The sequence below is a fragment of the Aestuariivivens sp. NBU2969 genome, assembly GCF_019931125.1.
In the GTDB taxonomy this organism is placed as follows: domain Bacteria; phylum Bacteroidota; class Bacteroidia; order Flavobacteriales; family Flavobacteriaceae; genus Aestuariivivens; species Aestuariivivens marinum.
In genome coordinates this window covers 23,817-43,002 of sequence record NZ_JAIOUU010000002.1, presented here as the reverse complement: position 1 = coordinate 43,002, position 19,186 = coordinate 23,817, and the positions used below count along the sequence as shown (strand labels likewise).

At 34.1% G+C, this 19,186-nt stretch carries 18 protein-coding genes; 10 read left to right on the top strand and 8 right to left on the bottom strand.

What is annotated here, in order from left to right; genetic code table 11:
* The first annotated feature begins 135 nt into the window (after positions 1 to 135).
* Both alaS and K7G79_RS01980 read left to right on the top strand, forming a co-directional pair.
* Complete coding sequence (gene alaS, locus K7G79_RS01985; protein ID WP_223548653.1) at positions 136 to 2,748, top strand: alanine--tRNA ligase; 2,613 nt, start codon at positions 136 to 138, stop codon at positions 2,746 to 2,748.
* Positions 2,749 to 2,874: 126 nt separating this feature from the next.
* Positions 2,875 to 3,840, top strand: coding sequence for a GSCFA domain-containing protein (locus tag K7G79_RS01980; RefSeq protein ID WP_223548651.1), 966 nt, complete (start codon positions 2,875 to 2,877; stop codon positions 3,838 to 3,840).
* Positions 3,841 to 4,177: 337 nt separating this feature from the next.
* On the opposite strand, the gene K7G79_RS01975 is transcribed toward K7G79_RS01980, so the two are convergent.
* Complete coding sequence (locus tag K7G79_RS01975) at positions 4,178 to 4,483, bottom strand: rhodanese-like domain-containing protein (RefSeq protein WP_223548649.1); 306 nt, start codon at positions 4,481 to 4,483, stop codon at positions 4,178 to 4,180.
* Positions 4,484 to 4,587: 104 nt separating this feature from the next.
* Here K7G79_RS01975 and K7G79_RS01970 point away from each other — a divergent pair, with 104 nt between their 5' ends.
* The gene (locus K7G79_RS01970; RefSeq protein ID WP_223548648.1) at positions 4,588 to 5,337 is read left to right on the top strand and encodes an enoyl-CoA hydratase/isomerase family protein; all 750 of its coding nucleotides are present in this window, start codon (positions 4,588 to 4,590) and stop codon (positions 5,335 to 5,337) included.
* Positions 5,338 to 5,437: 100 nt separating this feature from the next.
* Here the strand turns inward: K7G79_RS01970 and K7G79_RS01965 are convergent, their stop codons facing one another.
* The 4 genes from K7G79_RS01965 to K7G79_RS01950 all read right to left on the bottom strand — a co-directional run bounded on the left by K7G79_RS01965 (position 5,438) and on the right by K7G79_RS01950 (position 8,928).
* Positions 5,438 to 6,025 (bottom strand): hypothetical protein, encoded by a 588-nt coding sequence (locus tag K7G79_RS01965; RefSeq protein ID WP_223548646.1) that lies wholly within the window; start codon positions 6,023 to 6,025, stop codon positions 5,438 to 5,440.
* A 35-nt stretch (positions 6,026 to 6,060) separates the two neighbouring features.
* Complete coding sequence (locus K7G79_RS01960) at positions 6,061 to 7,821, bottom strand: aromatic amino acid hydroxylase (protein ID WP_223548644.1); 1,761 nt, start codon at positions 7,819 to 7,821, stop codon at positions 6,061 to 6,063.
* Positions 7,822 to 8,027: 206 nt separating this feature from the next.
* Positions 8,028 to 8,594 carry a DUF4136 domain-containing protein gene (locus K7G79_RS01955; protein ID WP_223548642.1) on the bottom strand — a complete coding sequence of 189 codons (567 nt, stop codon included), beginning with the start codon at positions 8,592 to 8,594 and terminating at the stop codon, positions 8,028 to 8,030.
* A 157-nt stretch (positions 8,595 to 8,751) separates the two neighbouring features.
* The gene (locus tag K7G79_RS01950; RefSeq protein WP_223548640.1) at positions 8,752 to 8,928 is read right to left on the bottom strand and encodes a DUF5522 domain-containing protein; all 177 of its coding nucleotides are present in this window, start codon (positions 8,926 to 8,928) and stop codon (positions 8,752 to 8,754) included.
* Positions 8,929 to 9,144: 216 nt separating this feature from the next.
* Between K7G79_RS01950 and K7G79_RS01945 the strand changes: the two genes are divergently transcribed.
* Genes K7G79_RS01945 through hemL form a run of 3 tightly spaced genes read left to right on the top strand, consistent with a single transcriptional unit; the run spans position 9,145 to position 12,157 of the window.
* Positions 9,145 to 10,056 carry a 1-aminocyclopropane-1-carboxylate deaminase/D-cysteine desulfhydrase gene (locus K7G79_RS01945; RefSeq protein ID WP_223548638.1) on the top strand — a complete coding sequence of 304 codons (912 nt, stop codon included), beginning with the start codon at positions 9,145 to 9,147 and terminating at the stop codon, positions 10,054 to 10,056.
* Positions 10,057 to 10,863: a glucosaminidase domain-containing protein gene (locus K7G79_RS01940; RefSeq protein WP_223548636.1), complete on the top strand. Its 807-nt coding sequence runs from the start codon at positions 10,057 to 10,059 to the stop codon at positions 10,861 to 10,863.
* A 7-nt stretch (positions 10,864 to 10,870) separates the two neighbouring features.
* On the top strand, positions 10,871 to 12,157 hold the full coding sequence (gene hemL, locus K7G79_RS01935) for a glutamate-1-semialdehyde 2,1-aminomutase (protein WP_223548634.1): 1,287 nt from the start codon (positions 10,871 to 10,873) through the stop codon (positions 12,155 to 12,157).
* 73 nt (positions 12,158 to 12,230) lie between these two features.
* Here hemL and K7G79_RS01930 read toward each other — a convergent pair whose 3' ends face one another.
* The 3 genes from K7G79_RS01930 to K7G79_RS01920 form a co-directional block, all read right to left on the bottom strand.
* On the bottom strand, positions 12,231 to 12,695 hold the full coding sequence (locus tag K7G79_RS01930) for a hypothetical protein (RefSeq protein WP_223548632.1): 465 nt from the start codon (positions 12,693 to 12,695) through the stop codon (positions 12,231 to 12,233).
* 113 nt (positions 12,696 to 12,808) lie between these two features.
* Positions 12,809 to 14,026 (bottom strand): hypothetical protein, encoded by a 1,218-nt coding sequence (locus K7G79_RS01925; protein ID WP_223548630.1) that lies wholly within the window; start codon positions 14,024 to 14,026, stop codon positions 12,809 to 12,811.
* Between the two features lie 11 nt (positions 14,027 to 14,037).
* Positions 14,038 to 15,546, bottom strand: coding sequence for a hypothetical protein (locus tag K7G79_RS01920; protein ID WP_223548628.1), 1,509 nt, complete (start codon positions 15,544 to 15,546; stop codon positions 14,038 to 14,040).
* Between the two features lie 451 nt (positions 15,547 to 15,997).
* Here K7G79_RS01920 and K7G79_RS01915 point away from each other — a divergent pair, with 451 nt between their 5' ends.
* The 4 genes from K7G79_RS01915 (at position 15,998) to K7G79_RS01900 (ending at position 19,182) form a co-directional block, all read left to right on the top strand.
* Positions 15,998 to 16,465 carry a hypothetical protein gene (locus tag K7G79_RS01915; RefSeq protein ID WP_223548626.1) on the top strand — a complete coding sequence of 156 codons (468 nt, stop codon included), beginning with the start codon at positions 15,998 to 16,000 and terminating at the stop codon, positions 16,463 to 16,465.
* Positions 16,466 to 16,496: 31 nt separating this feature from the next.
* Positions 16,497 to 16,976 (top strand): hypothetical protein, encoded by a 480-nt coding sequence (locus tag K7G79_RS01910; protein WP_223548624.1) that lies wholly within the window; start codon positions 16,497 to 16,499, stop codon positions 16,974 to 16,976.
* A gap of 37 nt (positions 16,977 to 17,013) precedes the next feature.
* The gene (locus tag K7G79_RS01905; protein WP_223548622.1) at positions 17,014 to 17,760 is read left to right on the top strand and encodes a ceramidase domain-containing protein; all 747 of its coding nucleotides are present in this window, start codon (positions 17,014 to 17,016) and stop codon (positions 17,758 to 17,760) included.
* Between the two features lie 126 nt (positions 17,761 to 17,886).
* On the top strand, positions 17,887 to 19,182 hold the full coding sequence (locus K7G79_RS01900; protein WP_223548620.1) for a DUF2157 domain-containing protein: 1,296 nt from the start codon (positions 17,887 to 17,889) through the stop codon (positions 19,180 to 19,182).
* Positions 19,183 to 19,186 lie beyond the last annotated feature (4 nt).

The following is a 19,186-nucleotide window of genomic DNA, read 5'->3' as shown; positions in this document are numbered from 1 at the left end:
CTTAGTTTTTTAAGCAAACGATAAACCTAATAAAAAATTATTATCATTAATAATAAATTTAAAAAAAGGAAGAGTAAAGATAAAAATTGTTTTGGAATTAATAAGAAAAACAAAACCAGCATTACCAAAAAGTAAATGAAGTCACAGGATATTCGCTCTAAATTTTTAAGTTTTTTTGAGAATAAAAAGCATACCATAGTACCATCGGCACCAATGGTTGTTAAGGATGATCCAACACTTATGTTTGTGAATTCGGGGATGGCACCGTTTAAGGAATTTTTTTTAGGAAATGCAAAACCTAAAAGTAACCGTATTGCTGACACTCAAAAATGTTTGCGTGTTTCTGGTAAACATAATGATTTAGAGGAAGTAGGTTATGATACTTATCACCACACGCTATTTGAAATGCTTGGTAACTGGAGTTTTGGGGACTATTTTAAAAAAGAAGCCATTGCGTGGGCCTGGGAGCTATTGACTGAAGTTTACGGTATCGATAAGAATATGTTATACATTACCGTTTTTGAAGGTGATGCAATGGACAATATCCCTATGGATATGGAAGCTTACAACTTTTGGAAGCAACATATTCCTGAAGACCGCATTTTAAAAGGAAACAAGAAAGACAATTTTTGGGAAATGGGCGACCAAGGGCCTTGTGGGCCTTGTAGCGAGATTCATGTCGACATTCGTTCGGCAGAAGATAAAGCCAGGGTACCAGGTAAGGATTTAGTGAATAAAGACCACCCTCAGGTTGTAGAGATCTGGAACTTGGTGTTTATGCAATACAATAGAAAGGCAAACGGTAGCCTTGAAAGTTTGCCGGCAAAGCATATCGATACAGGCATGGGCTTTGAACGTTTGTGTATGGTTTTACAGAGTGTACAAAGTAATTATGATACAGATGTATTTACGCCGCTTATTAAGGAGATTGAAACCATTTCGCAGAAAGATTATGGTAAAGAGGAAGAAGTAGATGTAGCGGTTCGGGTAATTGCCGATCATGTTAGGGCAGTGGCTTTTTCAATTGCTGATGGACAACTGCCTAGCAATACTGGAGCCGGGTATGTGATTAGGCGAATTTTGAGACGCGCTGTACGTTACGGATTTACGTTTTTAAACCAAAAGGACCCCTTTATTTTTAGGTTGGTTGAGGTGTTAAGTAGAACTATGGGAGTGGCTTTTCCAGAACTCAAATCTCAAAAACAACTCATTGAAAATGTCATTAAAGAAGAAGAACAATCGTTTTTAAGGACTCTGGATCAAGGTTTAATATTGCTAAACCGAATTGTTGAAGAGGAAAAGGGAGATACGGTTTCGGGAGAGAAAATATTTGAATTGTACGACACCTATGGGTTTCCTGTGGATTTAACGGCTTTGATCCTTTCTGAAAAAGGCTTGACTTTGGATGAAGAGGGGTTTAAAGTAGAACTACAAAAACAAAAAGACCGTTCTAGGGCAGCAAGTGAAATGTCTACAGACGATTGGACCATTTTAGTGGATGATGCTGAAGAGGAGTTTGTAGGCTATGATGCTCTGAAGGCAAATGTTAAGATAACAAGATACCGTAAGGTGACTTCCAAAAAGGATGGGGATATGTACCAATTGGTATTCAATCTAACACCTTTTTATGCTGAAGGTGGAGGGCAAGTAGGGGATAAGGGCTATTTGGAAGATGCTCATGGAGATGTGGTCTATATTTTAGACACAAAGAAGGAAAATAATGTTATTATTCACTTTGCTAAAAACTTACCGAAACATATCAACGAAACCTTTAAGGCTGTAGTGGATGACAAACAACGCTATCGAACAGAATGTAACCATACAGCAACCCATTTATTACATCAAGCCCTTCGGGAGATTTTGGGAACACATGTGGAGCAAAAAGGTAGTGCAGTGCATTCCAAATACTTACGTTTTGACTTTTCCCATTTTTCAAAATTGACCGTTGAAGAATTACGTGAAGTTGAAGATTTTGTGAATCGACGTATAGATTGTAAATTACCATTAGAAGAGCAACGTAATATACCAAAAGAAGAAGCTTTTGCTGAAGGTGCTATGAGTCTGTTTGGTGAAAAGTATGGTGATACAGTCCGTACCATTCGTTTTGGAAAATCCATTGAATTATGTGGTGGTACCCATGTGAAAAATACGGCAGATATTTGGCATTTTAAAATTGTTTCAGAAGGTGCCGTGGCAGCAGGCATACGTCGTATAGAAGCCATAACAAATGATGCCGTTAAGGAATTTTTCTATGAGAACAATCGTGCTTATTTTGAAATGAAGGATTTGCTTAATAATACCAAAGAGCCAGTAAGGGCATTACAAAATTTGCAGGTGGAAAATACCAATTTAAAAAAGCAGATTGAAGCTTTGTTGAAGGATAAAGTCAAAAATATAAAGAGCGAATTAAAAAGTGAAGTGTCTGAAATTAATGGCGTTAAGTTTTTGGCTAAGCAGTTGGATATGGATGCTGCTGGATTAAAAGATATTGCTTTCGATTTGGGTAGCCAAATTGATAATTTGTTTGTGTTATTAGCCGCTGAAAAGGAAGGAAAAGCCTTGTTGTCTTGTTATATATCTAAAGAACTGGTTGCAAGTAGAGGGCTAAATGCCGGTCAAGTAGTTCGTGAATTGGGGAAACACATCCAAGGTGGTGGCGGTGGTCAACCATTTTTTGCTACGGCAGGAGGTAAAAAGCCTCAAGGAATTAGTGAGGCTTTAGATGCAGCAAAGAACTACATTGAATAGATTATCAAGTTGATTTTAGTTAGTCAATTATGTGATTTCTCTATCGAGTTTTTTTGGTTTAAATAATTTTTTATGTAGAAGTTAGTAACAATTAATTCATTCTTTAATTTTAGAGTTGAATTTTAAATGAATCTTCAAACCAACATAATATTAAGAAAGCAACCTAATAATTTAATAGATTACAATTCTAATGTGCTGTTGTTGGGATCTTGCTTTGTGGAGCATATTGGTGGGAAACTGTCGTATTTTAAGTTTAAAACCCTTCAAAATCCATTTGGGATATTATTTCACCCCAAGGCCATTGAAACGTTGGTGGCTAAATCAGTAGTTAAGAGTCAATACACAGAAAAGGATATATTTTATCACAATGAACGGTGGCATTGTTTTGATGCGCATTCCAGATTAAGCCATACTTCAAAAGAGGTGCTGTTGGGGGATTTGAACAATAGCATAAGTGCAACTACCAAACAACTTAGGAGTACTTCGCACATTATTATTACTTTAGGCACAGCATGGGTGTATCGCTTTTTGCAAACCAGCACCATAGTAGCCAATTGCCATAAAATACCTCAAAAACAATTCAAAAAGGAATTGTTGTCTATAGAAACCATAACAAGTTCATTGCATTATCTAACCGATTTGATAAAGGCCATTAATCCTGAAGTTACATTCATATTCACGGCATCTCCGGTAAGGCACTTAAAAGATGGTTTTATAGAAAACACCCAAAGTAAAGCCCATTTAATCGCGGCAATCCACCAATTCTTAAATCAAAAATCATCAATCGCCAATCGTCAATTGTTTTATTTTCCTTCCTACGAGATCATGATGGACGAACTGCGCGATTACCGTTTTTATGCAGAAGATATGATCCATCCCAACACAACAGCAGTGAACTATATTTGGAAAAAATTTCAAAGTGTTTGGTTTGCGCCCCAAGCTTCAAAAACCATGGAACAGGTTGATGCTGTTCAAAAAGGATTGCTTCATAAACCATTTAATCCAGACTCAAAAGCATATAAAGAATTTATGCAACATATTGATAAGCAAATAGCTAAGCTTAAATTACAGTTCCCGCATATCATGTTTTAAAAATCATATACGTAATCCCTACGCTTAATCTTTTATAAATGTCATTTTATCGAAAAAAAGTTATATCATTAACTTTTAATTGTAAATTTAATATGCTATTAATCAGTTCATATAGAAAACACCAATTTCATAACTTACATAGATAAATTTGGTTGGTGTTTTTTTTGCTTTCAAATTATGCTTAATAATATAATGGTTAATTAACACAGTGTTAATGTCATTAGTAGGAAACCAGCTTACATTTGTAAAGCTATTAATCAAAGGAAATACATTGGTTAGACTTCTTATGTCGAAGGAAACTAATGTTTTCTAGTTTAATAAGGCGTCCTTTACTAAATTACAGCTTAGTTTTCAAGGCAATCCAACCGCCACCATTTATAGACTCAATACTGTGTTTTTTTAATATTGAAGCTGCACTGGCCGATCGCATACCGGAAGCACAGCATGTAATAACGGGTTTATTGAGTTTTTTTATTTCCTCTATTTTAGATTCAATGACCTGTAAGGGGATATTTCTTGAGCCTTTTATAGCACCTTGCTTATATTCTGAAGGTGTACGGACATCGATAATCATTGCGCCTCTGGCTTTAAAATCTTTTATGTTATTCTCTTTATTGCCTAATAATAAATTTAGTAAACCCATAGTTTTATTTTGTTTAGGCAAAGTTCATTTTAATTTTAATAATGGTGTGTAACAAGAGTTACTGATATTTTTGTGTATATTCAACCCAAAGAATCGATTTTAACATGCAGCCATACGTAACGCTAAACATAAAAGATGAGGTAGGTTATATTGAGTTTTTTCACCCCGAGCAAAATGCTATGCCCACTGAAAATCTTAAGAAGTTGGAAGAAACCATTGTTGGGGCAGGAGCAAATGAGGCTATAAAAATTATTGTTTTAAAAAGTGGTGGCGATCGCACCTTTTGTGCAGGCGCCAGTTTTAAGGAGTTGGTGGCTATTGAAAATAAGGAAGTAGGAACCCAATTTTTTTCGGGTTTTGCTAATGTTATAAACGCTATGCGTCTCTGTCCAAAACTCATCATAGGTAGAGTTCAGGGTAAAGTTGTAGGTGGAGGTGTTGGTTTGGCTGCCGCAACAGATTATTGCTTAGCGACCCAATTCGCTTCCATTAAGCTAAGTGAACTAAGCATAGGTATAGGGCCTTTTGTAATAGAGCCTGCAGTTTCCAGAAAAATAGGAAAGGCAGCCATGTCGCAAATGACTATCAATGCTGAAACTTTTTATATTGCACAATGGGCAAAAGAAAAAGGATTATATGCCGAGGTTTATGACTCTGTTGACGCCTTAGATGAAGCCGTTGAAGCTTTTGTTACAAAATTAAGTGCCTACAACCCCAAAGCTTTACAACAAATGAAACAAGTGTTTTGGGAAGGCACGGCACATTGGGATACGTTGCTTTTACAACGTGCCGAAATTAGTGGCACATTGGTTTTAAGTGAGTTTGCAAAGGAAAGGTTGGAACGGTTTAAATAATGATTTTATATTGGTGTAAGTTGTTTTTTTATAACTTAATAGTTCATAAGTTTAAAACATGTGCCTTTTTCCACTTTCTTTATTGCCGATATAGATAAATTCAATTTTTTGTTTCGTAATATATTTTTCCGTTCAGTGGAATCATTGTTGTAGTTGTGTGTGAATCCGTAAAAGATATTTTTTGTAATTCATATATTTTGTTTGCGTCCACTTTCCCCCAATAGTCTAGAGGAATGGTTTCTATAATTCCAAAAATCATTTTATCTCCATCTTGGCATCTGGTATCGATGTGGTGCATTTTTGGAACAAAATCGAGCACAAAGTCCAATTCTCCGTTTTTCTTAAAATATTTCCATTCTCCAATTCTGTAGTAATAGTAAGCACTAATAGCTCCTCCAACACTACAATCGATAAATGAACTAATTTTATAATTGCCTTCTGCCTTTAAAATTCCGTCAGAGTTATATTCTTTCCAAAATCCGCATTTCAGGTCACTAACATTATTTTTTGAAACTGCCATTTTTCCAATTCCACTAACCGTTCCAGTTTTATTTTTAAGTTCAATTAGGGTGTCCTTGGCAGGAAGGCCATTAGCAAGTTCTCCATAAAGTTTTTCATCTTGAATATAAACCCTATTCTGTTGAAGATTTTTTGTTCCACAACCAAAGGTCAAAATGATTAATATCAATGTTATCGATTTATTCATTTTCACATTACAGGAAACTAGCGTACAAGAGTATTTTTTTCAACAATACCTAGTCCATCATCAATCAGTTTACCAAGCTCAGGTCTATCTTGTTTTATGGTTTCCAGATGGCTTGAAATACTATTGCACAAGGTTTTTTCATTGCCCTTGGCGGCCAATTCATAGAGTTCTAGGGGCAATAGCCAATCGTTGGAGTGTTTTTCAATGAGTTGTTCCAATACCTTGGTTCTGGAAATTGTTCTGTTTTGACCCTCCCTATAGTCCCTAACCTGTTGGTAAAGACGTTCAAGCTCCAATAGTTTAGCTGATTTTTTTACATGTATGGTCTGTGTTGAAGGTACATGGGTTATTAAATCGAAACTGTTTAAATCGGCCGGTCCAGCAAATGCCGAAACCACTGCCTTACCAATAGCCATGTCGTAAATCCCCCATTCAGGTTGAAACAAAATAGTATCGCCATGGGTGACGGTACAATTTTTAAAACTAACAAGAATGATTTTACCTTGTAAGTTCCTTTTGCCGGTAATAATTTCCCCCGACACTTTAATGCCACCTTCAAATTCCAAAGTAACAGTTCGTTCTTCATAAATATTATAGGCTGCTAGATCACGTGGGCTCATATCCTCGATAGCCAAATTAATACCTTTGAGTTTTCCGATAGGTGAACCAAAACCAGTTTTATGGGTTTTTGTACCATGACCTACTAATTCCTTTTCCCTGTAGGCCAAAGCCGTTTCACTACTTGTTTGAATATAAATAGGTTTACCGTTATGTTCAATTACATCTGTGAACACACCTGAAATTTGAAGCCCTGTACTTAATTCTATAGAGCCTAAAGCTTTCGAGCTAATGAGTTTTCTAATTCCTGAAAGTCCGCCGCATCTCAAGGCCATGGTGTTGGCGTATTCCTCTAAAACCAAACTTAAATGGGCAAAATCTGGAGTTACATAAAGTTGTGGTTGTGGTTTGGTGATGTCAAAATCCTTATAGGTAGCCTCGATGGTATAAGGCAATTTCTTCACAGCATCAGTCATGCACCAAGCACTTTCACCAATAGACGATAACAATCCAGCGCCGTAGATTTTAGGATTTTCAATGGTACCGATTAATCCATATTCAACCGTCCACCAGTGTAAATTTCGTATGAGGGCCATTTCGCTGGGTTCGCCCATATTTTGCTGAAGTTCCTCTACTGTTTTTTCTGCAGAAGTGATGTCTGCTTCTGGAGTGTTTGGTGCTTCTTTTATGATGGACAAATGCCTAACGGCTTCATACAATTCATAATCCTTTGCCGAAGAGATGGCCTTACAACCAATTTCTCCAAAACGTCTTAAATACTCTGCGTATTCGGGATTGGCTATTATGGGGGCATGCCCGGCGCCTTCATGGATAATGTCGGGAGCAGGTGTGTATTCAATATGTTCCAATTGCCTAATATCACTGGCTATCACCAATACGTTATAGGCTTGGAATTCCATAAAGGCATTGGGAGGTATAAATCCATCAACGGCAACAGCAGCCCAACCAATTTCTTTTAAGATGCGATTCATACCATACATATTGGGAATGTGGTCTATGGAAATTCCAGTTTGTCTTAAACCTTCTAAATAAGATTTATGCGCAACTGTGGTTAAAAAGTCCACATTTTTACGCATGACATAACGCCATACGGCTTGGTCTATCGCAGAATAGTTGGCGTAATTTTGAGGCTTAATAAATTGTTTTAAATGCTTGGGAAGCCTATTAAGAATAGCATTCGATTCAAAAGTGTCGGGCATAAACTTTCTTAAATTTTGATAGTGATGACGGATACTAAAAATACGAATAATCTATTAAAAACAGAATATTTTAAATATTATTCAAAAATCGATTGGTTTTAGGGAGGGTATTTAAATTTTATTAAAATTTATGTTTGGTAAAAAAATTAAACAATAAAAAAGCGACTGCACTTCGAGAGCCTCGGTAACTAGTCGCTTTTTATATATTATTGTTGTGATCCAGGTGGATATTTAGACATAATTTCAGCAACGAATTCTTTAATGCGTTCTTCTTTTTTATCAACATTTCTACTTAAATATCCAGTACCCATTCCTTGCCAAACCAACTCTTTTTTATTGGCATCAATAAGGTCTATGTATAAAGTGCCTTGGGTACTTGTTGAAACAGAAGGTTGGTTCCAACCCCAGCCCCAACCAGGGCCATAACCACCCCATGGACCCCATCCGCCCCAACCCCAGGAACCATAGCCCCAGGTATTGTTATAGACGTCTACTCGTTGTTGGGATTTTGTAAACAAACTAATTAAAAGATCTGGATTTTCAGACTTTGTGAAGCCCTTTGCCATGAGCTCAGATTCAATGGCTCTTAAAATTCTACGTTTGTCCAAATCACTAATTTCTGCCTTGTCAATGCCAGTTTTAAAGAATGCAAAGGTCTTGTATTCGTTAAAATTTGCTCCTTTGTCATAGTCTGCCGCAACGCGTACAGAGCTACAAGAAGATAGCATTACTAATAATGCTAAAAGCGGGAATGTTTTTAATAGTCTATTCATAATACAATTTTTACGGTTATTTATGGTTGTATAAAATTAGTGATTAGAACGCTGTCCAATAACTATCAAAAAAATATTTTTATAGCAACTTTTTAATAAAATAACATCAATAATCATACCAAGAGTTTATCCTTGAATCGTGCTAAGTGCTTGTGTTTTAGGTTTTGTTATTGCTATTTTTTAAGGTTGCCTTAGCATTGAATCCATAGGGGCAATGCCTGCAACCACTTTCACAGCAATAGCCTCTCTTTAGGTGGTATTGTTCAGTAAAACATCTATAGCCTTCAGGTGTCCAGTAAAAATCACCTGCTTCAATGTGGATTATCTTCTTCATGAGAGTCTAAATTCATCTATAACAAAAGTACGTGATTTTTTCAATTCAAAATTCATTAGGACAAATGAAAAAATACATTGGCTAACTAAGTGATTACTAGAGTCAAGCTATTTTTGTTTTTTTACATAAGAAGATATATAATTTCAATATTAGTAACTTAAAATCTGCCTATTACTAGATGAGATGTTTAGAGGTTTTTAAAGTATCTTCGCAAATATGATATTTAAGGTAAAAGATAGTGTCAATCAATTTGTCAATATTAGCAATAATGATGTTCGATTGTATGTCAAGAGAGAGGATTTATCACATGAGTTTGTCTCTGGCAATAAATTTCGAAAACTTAAATATAATCTAAAAGAAGCCCGTAAGCAAGGATTTGAGGTCTTGTTGACTTTTGGAGGAGCTTATTCAAACCATATAGCAGCAGTTGCTTCAGCAGGAAAGCTAATGGGTTTTGAGACTATAGGGGTTATTAGAGGGGAAGAATTGTATGGTGAAATAGAACGTAACCCTACCTTGATGTTTGCCAAGGAATGTGGGATGAAATTTAAGTTTGTTTCTCGACAAACTTACAGGCTTAAAACAGCCGAAACTTTTTTGAAGGAATTAATTAAGGAATTTGGAACATTCTACGTGATTCCAGAGGGAGGTACTAATGCGCTAGGGGTTAAGGGCTGTGAAGAAATTTTAAGAGGGACAGATTTTGATTTTGATTACATTTGTTGTTCTGTAGGTACTGGGGGAACAATATCAGGGATAATTAATTGTTCAAAACCCAGTCAACAAGTTTTGGGTTTTCCGGCGTTAAAAGGTTCTTTTTTGGATAAAGATATTAGTAAATTTGTAACGCAATCGAATTGGGACCTAATCACAGATTACCACTTTGGAGGATATGCCAAAATAAATTTGGACTTGGTGGAATTTATTAATGGTTTCAAAAAGGATTATGACATCCCTTTAGATCCTGTTTATACGGGAAAGATGCTTTTTGGCGTTATGGATTTAATTAGCAAAGGATTTTTTCCTGAAGGATCAAAAATTTTAGCTATCCATACAGGAGGATTGCAGGGAGTTAAAGGAATGAATGATTATTTAAAGAAAAAGAATATACCACAAATCGAAATTTAAATGCAGCGTATTTTAGTCCTACTTTTAGTAAGTATTTTTATGTTTAGTTGTGGCTCTAAAAAAAGAGTCGTAGCTAAAAAGCCCACAATAGAACGTAAAACAAAAATATCTTCGATACCTGAGTCTAATGGGGTTAAGGAAGAAGTTGAAACACCGGTGATTACTAAAACTTATACTAATACTACAGAAGAGTACATCGATACTTATAAGGATATAGCTAAAACAGAAATGGAGCTCTATGGTATACCTGCAAGTATAACCTTGGCCCAGGGTATTTTGGAATCGGGTTCAGGTAGAGGGCGGCTTTCTGTAGAGGCGAATAACCACTTTGGAATTAAATGTCATGATTGGACGGGCAAAAAAATATATCACGATGATGATAGATTGCAAGAATGTTTCAGAAAGTATAACGATGCCAAGTATTCCTTTAGAGACCATTCACTTTTCTTGACCCAGCGTAAGCGTTATGCGAGCTTATTTTATTTAAAAACACACGATTATAAAGGTTGGGCAAAAGGACTAAAGTCTGCAGGATATGCAACCGATAGAAAGTACCCACAAAAGCTTATTAGTTTGATTGAACGTTATAATCTCCATCAATATGATAAAGAAGTGCTTAATAAAAGTAGTGTTGTAGAGAATTATTTGTTAGCTGATACAACAGCAAAAATTAAGCATATTGTTGTTAAGGGAGATACCTTATATTCTATTTCAAAAAAATACAATACTTCGGTAGAGGCTATTCAACAAATAAATGGTTTGGAAGATAATATCATTAGTATTGGTCAAACCTTAGTAGTAAAATAATATTATTATGATTTATAAACGAAGTAGTGCATTGTTTGCTCAAGCTGAAAAAGTAATTCCTGGCGGAGTGAATTCGCCAGTTAGGGCATTTAAAGGGGTTGGGGGAACTCCAATTTATATCAAAGAAGCCAAAGGGGCTTATCTTTATGATGAAGATGGAAACCGTTTAATAGATTATATCAATTCTTGGGGGCCCATGATTTTGGGGCATGCTTACAAACCTGTGGTAGATGCGGTTATTGCAAAGGCAAAAAAAGGAACATCGTTTGGCACTCCAACCGAGATCGAAACACAAATAGCCGAGTTGGCCGTATCTATGGTTCCTAATATTGATAAGATTCGATTTGTGAATTCAGGCACCGAGGCTTGCATGAGTGCTGTTAGGCTGGCTAGAGGTTTTACGGGAAAGGAAAAAATTATAAAGTTTGCAGGTTGTTATCATGGACATAGCGATTCGTTTTTGATTCAAGCGGGTAGCGGTGCAAGTACTTTTGGAGTTCCAAATAGTCCTGGAGTAACACAAGGTACAGCAAAAGATACGCTTTTGGCTAGGTATAATGATATAGACCATGTATCCGAATTAATTGAAAACAATAAAAGTGAAATAGCCTGTATCATCATCGAACCCGTTGCAGGAAATATGGGCTGTGTGCCTCCTAAAGAAGGTTTTTTGCAAGCGTTGAGAGATTTGTGTGATACTAATGGTATTCTTTTGATTTTTGATGAGGTCATGACAGGATTTCGATTGGCTAAAGGAGGTGCTCAAGAGCGATTTGGTATTAAGGCAGATATTGTTTGTTTTGGAAAAGTAATTGGTGGAGGTTTGCCTGTTGGTGCTTTTGCTGCCAGAAACGAAATAATGAATTATCTAGCGCCGGTTGGCCCTGTGTATCAGGCAGGGACTTTAAGTGGAAATCCATTAGCTATGGCGGCTGGTTTAGCCATGCTTAGTGAAATAAATAGCGACAACGATATGTTTGCCCGTTTGGAAGATAAAACAGCCTATTTACATAAAGGCATTGAAACCGTTTTGCAGGCTAATAAGGTTACGCATACCATAAATAGAGTTGGATCTATGATATCCGTACATTTTGATGCTGCTAAAGTTATTGATTTTAGTTCTGCGGCGAAGGGAAATAATGATACCTTTAAAACATTCTTTCATGGCTTGCTAAATGAAGGGGTGTATATCGCTCCAAGTGCCTTTGAAACTTGGTTTATTAGTGATGCTTTAACCTATGAAGATTTAGATTTTACCATTAATGCAGTTGATAAAGTGTCTAAGGCCATATAAAAAGTAAAAGCGCATTTCTATATAATTGAAATGCGCTTTTCATCAACAAACTATAATCAACTAAACTAAAATATTATTGTTTTTGCATTTTTTTTACTCTTCTATCACCTTTACTTTTCATACCAGCATTTCTTTTATGTGCCATTTTAGCTTGAGCTTCTTCCCATTTGGCAAATTGGTCTTCGTTTAAAATGGTTTTCATTTTTTTCTTTATCTCAATTTTACGATCAAGTTGTGCATTCATAATGGAAACACGCTCTTCCTGAGATGGTTTTTCACCAGCTTGCCGCTTGGCTTTTCGGGCTTCCATATGTGCTTTTCTAAGTTTTGCGTTCTCTAAGTTTATGACGTAGATTTCTTTTTGTTGTTTGTCATTTAAATCTAAATGCAAGGTCATTTTTTTGGTCTGCAAGGTTGCCATCTCTTCTGCCGATAGTTTCATCATTTCATCATGATACTTTGGCCCCTCCTTTTTTTGCTCTTGAGCTACAACCTGAAGTGAGGCTATTGCTAAGGCGATTAATAAAAATTTTTTCATCTTTTAAATTTTAAGTTGTTTATGTGTATGACATTTAAAAGGTGAAATAGTTTAAAGCAATCTGATTTTTAACGCTTTTTTAACGATCGTTTGAAGTTGAATTGCTGAAATAACTATTTGTAAAATGGTATTTGCAAACCAACACCAGTTTGAAAATCAGGAGCGTTGTTAACTAGAAAGTCCTCCTTAAAGAATAAGGACAGTTTTAACTTTGGCCTACCATAAGTATAAATAAAGGTCCAATTGGATAAAGCCTTGTAAAGTGTTTCTACACCATGTTGCCAGCCACCGTTTATCTCTTTCCATTGGCCAAGTAATTTGTAATAATCGGCCTCCTTTAGTTTGTTATTTCTTGATTGAATGTGATAGTTCACACTAAAAGCATGAAAATTATGTTTTTGGGTGTATTTTGTGAATTCTATATTTGCTTCAATAGCTGCTAAGAATCTATTGTTTCCTAAATCGACAACTTCGCCAAAATCAATAACATTTTTATATAACACATTGGAACCTAGCCCGACATTGAATTCGTTTTTGTTTTTAAGTAAAAAGCGTTTAACACCACCTAAGGAAAGTCCGTAATCTATCGACGGATTAAACTTTGAGGTATTGATGCCTAAATGATTGCCAATATTGAAGTACAATTGTTTTGATGGGTTTTTAAGGAATGAGGGATAGTAGTAATGGCTGAGTTCGACACCTCCAATAAAAAAATCGTTATTTCTAAGTTTAAGGGTGTTCCCTTTTCTGTCGTTGTATTCAAAATTCACTTGGTTTAAGCCATAATACCGTCGGCCATAGGGGTCTTCGCCCCCCCAAAGACGACTGTGGAACCACTCTATGCTTTCATCGCTAGTAAAGAATGAAAAAGGATACTTGCCCTTTGTGATAAGGTAAGAGCGTAATGAAATGCCAAATTCGTGATGCTCTGAAATAGGAATGTTAAGGTTGGCCCTAAACTCTTTAATCACGGCATCAATAACAATATTCATATAATCAGCAGGGGTGGTTTCTTGGTCTATAAAATTAAAACTTCTATTGTACCAAGTCACTTGGCTCAATTGTTTTCTAATTTCAGGGTGTTTAGGGAAATAGGCTTCAACAAAAGGGTGAAAGGTGTTACCGCTAGAATAATTAAAGGAAACTTGTGTTTTTTGAGGTGGAGCTATTTTAAAATTTTGATCAACCCTGGAGCTAAAAAGGCCAAAATGGTGTATTGCTAAAATATTAGGCTTTATAATGCCATTCTTTAAGTATAGGCTATCGGATTTTTGTGCCAGTAATACGGTATGGCAACAACAAAAAAGAAACCAAATTAAATTTTTTAGCATACGTAAAACACTTAAATTTTTGATGGAATGGTTTCGTTATTATTAACAAGTTTTAGAGTAACCTTGTACAAGTTCTGTTTTTCCATTTTACTTTTTAGCCAGGCGTAAAAACTCATTACAAAAATATCTTCTTTTTGTGTGCTAATCCATTCGAATGAAGATTCTACCTTATCCTTAAACGTTTCTGTGGTTATAAGCTCTGGATGTTTATAATAATACTCCACCAATTTTACATAGGTTATGGCACGCTCTTGATTAATGCTTCTAAGGTATTTAAAATGGCTTCTTTTAAAGCTCAACAGTCTTGATTCTACCAAATTTATATGGTTTAATTCAATATGTAATAAAATTTCAATCAAACTTTTCTTTATAACCCATTCCTTGCCTGCTTTTTCTGTATACCAAGCATCAGAATGATAGAACTTTGAAAATAGATAATGTGCTTTTTTATGTTCTCCTTTTTGGAAATAATACATTACAAGACTTAAATAGATGTCCAAGACAGATTCTGTGTCTTGAAATTTTTGATTAATAAAAGGCTCTAAGATTGTAATGGCTTTATTTTGATGATTGGTAAAGTTGTAGTTTAAACTTAATAATAAATTATATTTTAGCTTAAAGGTATTATAATATTTACTTCTATACTGAAGCATAAGTTCATGCATTTGATACAAATAAGCTTCGGAATCAATAAATTTTTTATTTCTAAATAAAGTATTGGCAATATGATATACTATTTGAATGTGGTAATAAGGTTGCTTTTCTTTGTCTTTATAGGATAATATTTTGTTGTAAGTTTCAATCAAAAAAGATTCTATTTTTAAATAATCATTGGTGGCAAATGCAGAAACAGACACAATGCTGATCAATTGGTATAAAGTCTTAAATGATAAGTGGCCAATAATGTCAATATTGTATTCGCTCAAAGTATTGTCTAAGATGGTTTGCAAATCACTAGTGTCTTCCTGTGCTAACTTTAGCTTTATTTTTGAATAAACGATATTCAATTGGTCTTCTAGTAAATGGTTTTCCCTATTTGAATTAAATTTTTTGATGACTTCATCAAATTTAATCTTTGGAAATGCATAAGCGTATTGGATTTGGGTATGGTAAATTTCGTTAAGGAGAGGGTACAAATGATGTTCTTTTGAAATGGTTTCTGCCTTATGCAAAATTTTAAATGCGACTTTATATTGCTTTTGTTGTAAGTAGTTTCGTGAGGCCAAAATGTATTTTATGACCTCCATTTGTATGGAGTTTTCATCCTCTAAACTTGAATTGGCTGAAAAGTTAATAATAGACTGGAACAAGCGCTTTCTAAGGGCATGGTAAGCGTCTTTTTTTTGATCGCCATATAGCTTTAAACAAATTTCTTCTGAGTTCAAACTGTTTTCATTTAGCAGTTTGAATAATTGTATGTTTTTGGCATCCCGTCGTTTGTTCTTTTTTTCTAAGTATGATGTAAAACGTTGTGCGTCATCTTTAGAAAAAGTGGAAATTATAGTTTTTAAATCATACATTTTAATCGTCAGTTATTGCAGTAATAATATAATAAATATATTAAGAATAGTTATAATATTGTAAATTAAGTCGTCAGTTTTTTTTAAAATCTGTATTTAAAAACTTTAGAATACTTAACAAATTTGTATTAAAGTTAATAAGTAAAAGAGAAGAACTTAAACAATTATATCATGGATTTTAGAGCAACAAACATTTCTACTTTCACTCAGGTAGTTTTGGATAAATACATTTACTATGTATTAATCAATAGGTATTATAAAAAATCATTAAATAATAAAAAAATATTGTCCTTTAAGAGTTTTAATACTTATTATGATAATACAAGGGATTTATAAAGCTAAACCTGATTCTATTTAAATAGAACTTCTTAAAACCATGAAACCTATAATAATAGGTTACTAAACAATATGATAAAATGCTTTTAAATGTTCCTAACATAGAATAGCCATAATGATACTAAGAAAATTAAATATAGCTTTTTTGGTAACTACAGGTGTTTCAGTTGTGGTGTTTGTGTACCTGGTATTTTTGGGCTATGATGAAATAAAGACACTCAAGGATGTCATTAAAATCATTGCATCTATTGTATTCCCAATACCCATGTTGTTTTTTGTTCGGTTTATCTTAATTCAACACTTTTTGCCTCAAAATACAGATGATTATAAACTTAAAAACCAAAAACCTGCTACCATATTATTGCTATTAACTATTATAACTGGAATAGGAATAATGCAACTAATAGAGTTTTTAACACATCAAAACCTTGAAAACAATTTGATTTTTGCACATCTCATCAACTCTACTGCTGTGAGCTCTTATGTGTTAAATTTTATCTTATATAATAATTTGAAGGCCAATGGTATATTGAGCGGCGTGCTATTATCACTTGCGATTCATGTATTCTTTTTGTCTTCATAATACAAAAGCGGAATTATCAAAATTTTAAATTATGCAACAAGTACTTCAAAACACAGAAAAAAACAACGCTTCAAAACGGGAACTGTTGTTTACCTTTCAAGCCATTATTGTAACAGGCCTACTATTGTTTACAACTATTGCTTTCTTTTTTTACAATGATCTCTCCATTATTAAAGGCATTAAGGTGGTATTTGCCCCATTTCTGTCTGTAGTGCCATTATTGTTTATTCTTTCTATTTTGAGAGATTTACAGAAAGGATTTACCGAAGGTAATTATAGCAAAAATGAGATAGTAAGATTCTGTATCATTGCCTTAGCAGTTACCGTAGGATTTACTGGCATAACCTATCTAATGTCCAAAATAGGAGCATTGGAAATTTTGCTTGCAGCCATAATGGCTATTTTAAGTACCGTATTCTTTTTAAGAAGTAAGGTTAAGGATATTCTGGGTATGAGTATAATTACTGGTATTGCTGAAGGCATTATTATTTATATGATTTTTTTGTTTTAAAGTACCAATGACTCACTCAAACCTGTAAGCTATAAATATGAGAACACAAGAAAGAATAGGGGTGGGCTTATTAATTACCCTGGCTGTTTTTTCGGCTATAGGTGTTTTTTTAATTGATCCAATAGCGCAAGACCCATTATATCATAACTTTAGTGATGCTGTTGAAATGTTTAATGTTGCTAATTTTTGGAATGTTGTTTCAAATATTCCATTTGCTATAGTTGGTATTTTGGGTCTAATTAATGTTAATAAAATTTTGGGATACAAAATCCAATATTGTTTTCTTTTCATTGGAATTATTCTTGTTTCAATTGGTTCGGGTTATTACCATTTAAGCCCAACTAATTCATCTTTGGTATGGGATAGATTACCTATGACAATAGTTTTCATGTCGTTGGTATCTATTATCTTGAGTGAATTCATTAACCCTAAACTCGGTAATAGGCTTTTAATGCCTTTAGTTTTTGTTGGAATGCTATCTGTTGTTTATTGGGTGGTTTTTAATGATTTAAGACCGTATGTTTTAGTGCAGTTTTATCCAATGTTTGCATTGCCTATTATTCTGTTAAGTTTTAAATCTAGTTTTACTATGAACTATGGCTATTGGACGCTAATAGTGGCATATATAATTGCTAAACTAAGTGAGAATTATGATGAAGAAATTTTTGCCACATTATCTTTCATAAGTGGGCATTCCATTAAGCACATTATATCTGCAATTGGTTTGGCAGTATTGGTTTTTACCTATATAGAGCGTCGTGAAATAATTTTAAACACCGTTTAATCTTAAGAGGCAATGATGAAGGAGTTGCCCTTTTTCTAGTAATAGTATTATTGGCATTTTACATGGAATCCAAAACAGATAATTAAAGGGTGAAAGTTAAGTAATAGAATTAAAACCGTATTATAAATGAATTCAAAAATTCAAAATGATATTAAGGAACTTGTTGAACAACAGGTCATATCAAAAGAAAGTGCTTCAAAAATGGAAGCTTATTATCAATCCAAAAAAGTAGATGTCCCCAATAGGATGTTTACCGTTTTTGGAGTTCTAGGTGGTTTACTAATAGGATTGGGAATTATATTGATTTTAGCACATAATTGGGATGATTTTTCAAAATCAATCAAAACCTCTTTGGCTTTTTTGCCCTTAGTATTAGGACAGGTATTTGTTGGTATTTCAATTTTTAAGAATAAAAACAATGTTTGGAAAGAGTCTACCGGTACGCTTTTGTTTTTTGTGGTCGGCTCATGTATATCTCTTATAAGTCAAATTTATAATATACCGGGAAACTTTAGCGATTTCATTTTGACATGGATATTACTGTGTTTTCCATTAATTTATTTTTTAAGGTCACATAGTTTAGCAATATTACACATCATTTTTATGACATTTTATGCGGCAGATTTTGGATATTCTTATCTAAGCAACGGAAAGACTCCATGGTATTATTTATTGCTTTTGGGTTTGGTGTTCCCTCATTATTGGCAACTTTTAAAATATAAATCGGCTGCAAACATTACTTCTATTTTTAATTGGTTATTTCCTTTAAGTCTTAATATAGTTCTAGGAACCTTTGTACATAAGACAAGTGAATTAGGTGTGTTAATGTATGTGGTGCTATATGGCATTTTTTATAGCATTGGAAAAATGCCATTATTTAGTAATTTAAAATTAAGAGGTAATGCCTATTTGGTTTTAGGCTCATTGGGAACCATTTATATGCTATTGTTAACCAGTTTTGACTTGATGTGGGAAACCTTAAAAAAAATAGAATTAGTTTATTCTTCACAGGAATTTTATATCACACTATTTTTATTGCTGATTGCCATAGGGGTATTGATATATGGCATAGCTAAACAATGGATTTCTAAAATTGATTTGACCCATTACACTTTTCTAATATTTACTATCGTATTTTTTGCTGGTTTTAATAACAAATATATTCCCTTAATAATAATAAACCTGTTGATTTTGGCCATTGGTATTTTGACTATAAAAAAAGGAGCAGACACATTTCATTTTGGGATATCAAACTATGGTTTATTGATCATAGCTGTTTTAATAGTTTGCAGGTTTTTTGATACAGACATGTCCTTTGTAATTCGCGGAATATTGTTTTTAGGATTTGGTCTGGGCTTCTTTTTAACCAACTATTTTATGCTTAAAAGACAAAAGGAAGGAAAAATGAATTTAAAAAAATAGAAAA

Bases quoted from the DNA above. Each gene is read 5' to 3' on its own strand.
- K7G79_RS01940 (WP_223548636.1), top strand. From the start codon at position 10,057: ATGCAGCGTATTTTAGTCCTACTTTTAGTAAGTATTTTTATGTTTAGT.
- K7G79_RS01905 (WP_223548622.1), top strand. From the start codon at position 17,014: ATGAGAACACAAGAAAGAATAGGGGTGGGCTTATTAATTACCCTGGCT.
- K7G79_RS01975 (WP_223548649.1), bottom strand. From the start codon at position 4,483: ATGGGTTTACTAAATTTATTATTAGGCAATAAAGAGAATAACATAAAA.
- K7G79_RS01910 (WP_223548624.1), top strand. From the start codon at position 16,497: ATGCAACAAGTACTTCAAAACACAGAAAAAAACAACGCTTCAAAACGG.
- alaS (WP_223548653.1), top strand. From the start codon at position 136: ATGAAGTCACAGGATATTCGCTCTAAATTTTTAAGTTTTTTTGAGAAT.
- K7G79_RS01900 (WP_223548620.1), top strand. From the start codon at position 17,887: ATGAATTCAAAAATTCAAAATGATATTAAGGAACTTGTTGAACAACAG.
- K7G79_RS01960 (WP_223548644.1), bottom strand. From the start codon at position 7,821: ATGCCCGACACTTTTGAATCGAATGCTATTCTTAATAGGCTTCCCAAG.
- hemL (WP_223548634.1), top strand. From the start codon at position 10,871: ATGATTTATAAACGAAGTAGTGCATTGTTTGCTCAAGCTGAAAAAGTA.
- K7G79_RS01950 (WP_223548640.1), bottom strand. From the start codon at position 8,928: ATGAAGAAGATAATCCACATTGAAGCAGGTGATTTTTACTGGACACCT.
- K7G79_RS01925 (WP_223548630.1), bottom strand. From the start codon at position 14,026: ATGCTAAAAAATTTAATTTGGTTTCTTTTTTGTTGTTGCCATACCGTA.
- K7G79_RS01945 (WP_223548638.1), top strand. From the start codon at position 9,145: ATGATATTTAAGGTAAAAGATAGTGTCAATCAATTTGTCAATATTAGC.
- K7G79_RS01955 (WP_223548642.1), bottom strand. From the start codon at position 8,594: ATGAATAGACTATTAAAAACATTCCCGCTTTTAGCATTATTAGTAATG.
- K7G79_RS01980 (WP_223548651.1), top strand. From the start codon at position 2,875: ATGAATCTTCAAACCAACATAATATTAAGAAAGCAACCTAATAATTTA.
- K7G79_RS01930 (WP_223548632.1), bottom strand. From the start codon at position 12,695: ATGAAAAAATTTTTATTAATCGCCTTAGCAATAGCCTCACTTCAGGTT.
- K7G79_RS01970 (WP_223548648.1), top strand. From the start codon at position 4,588: ATGCAGCCATACGTAACGCTAAACATAAAAGATGAGGTAGGTTATATT.
- K7G79_RS01915 (WP_223548626.1), top strand. From the start codon at position 15,998: ATGATACTAAGAAAATTAAATATAGCTTTTTTGGTAACTACAGGTGTT.
- K7G79_RS01920 (WP_223548628.1), bottom strand. From the start codon at position 15,546: ATGTATGATTTAAAAACTATAATTTCCACTTTTTCTAAAGATGACGCA.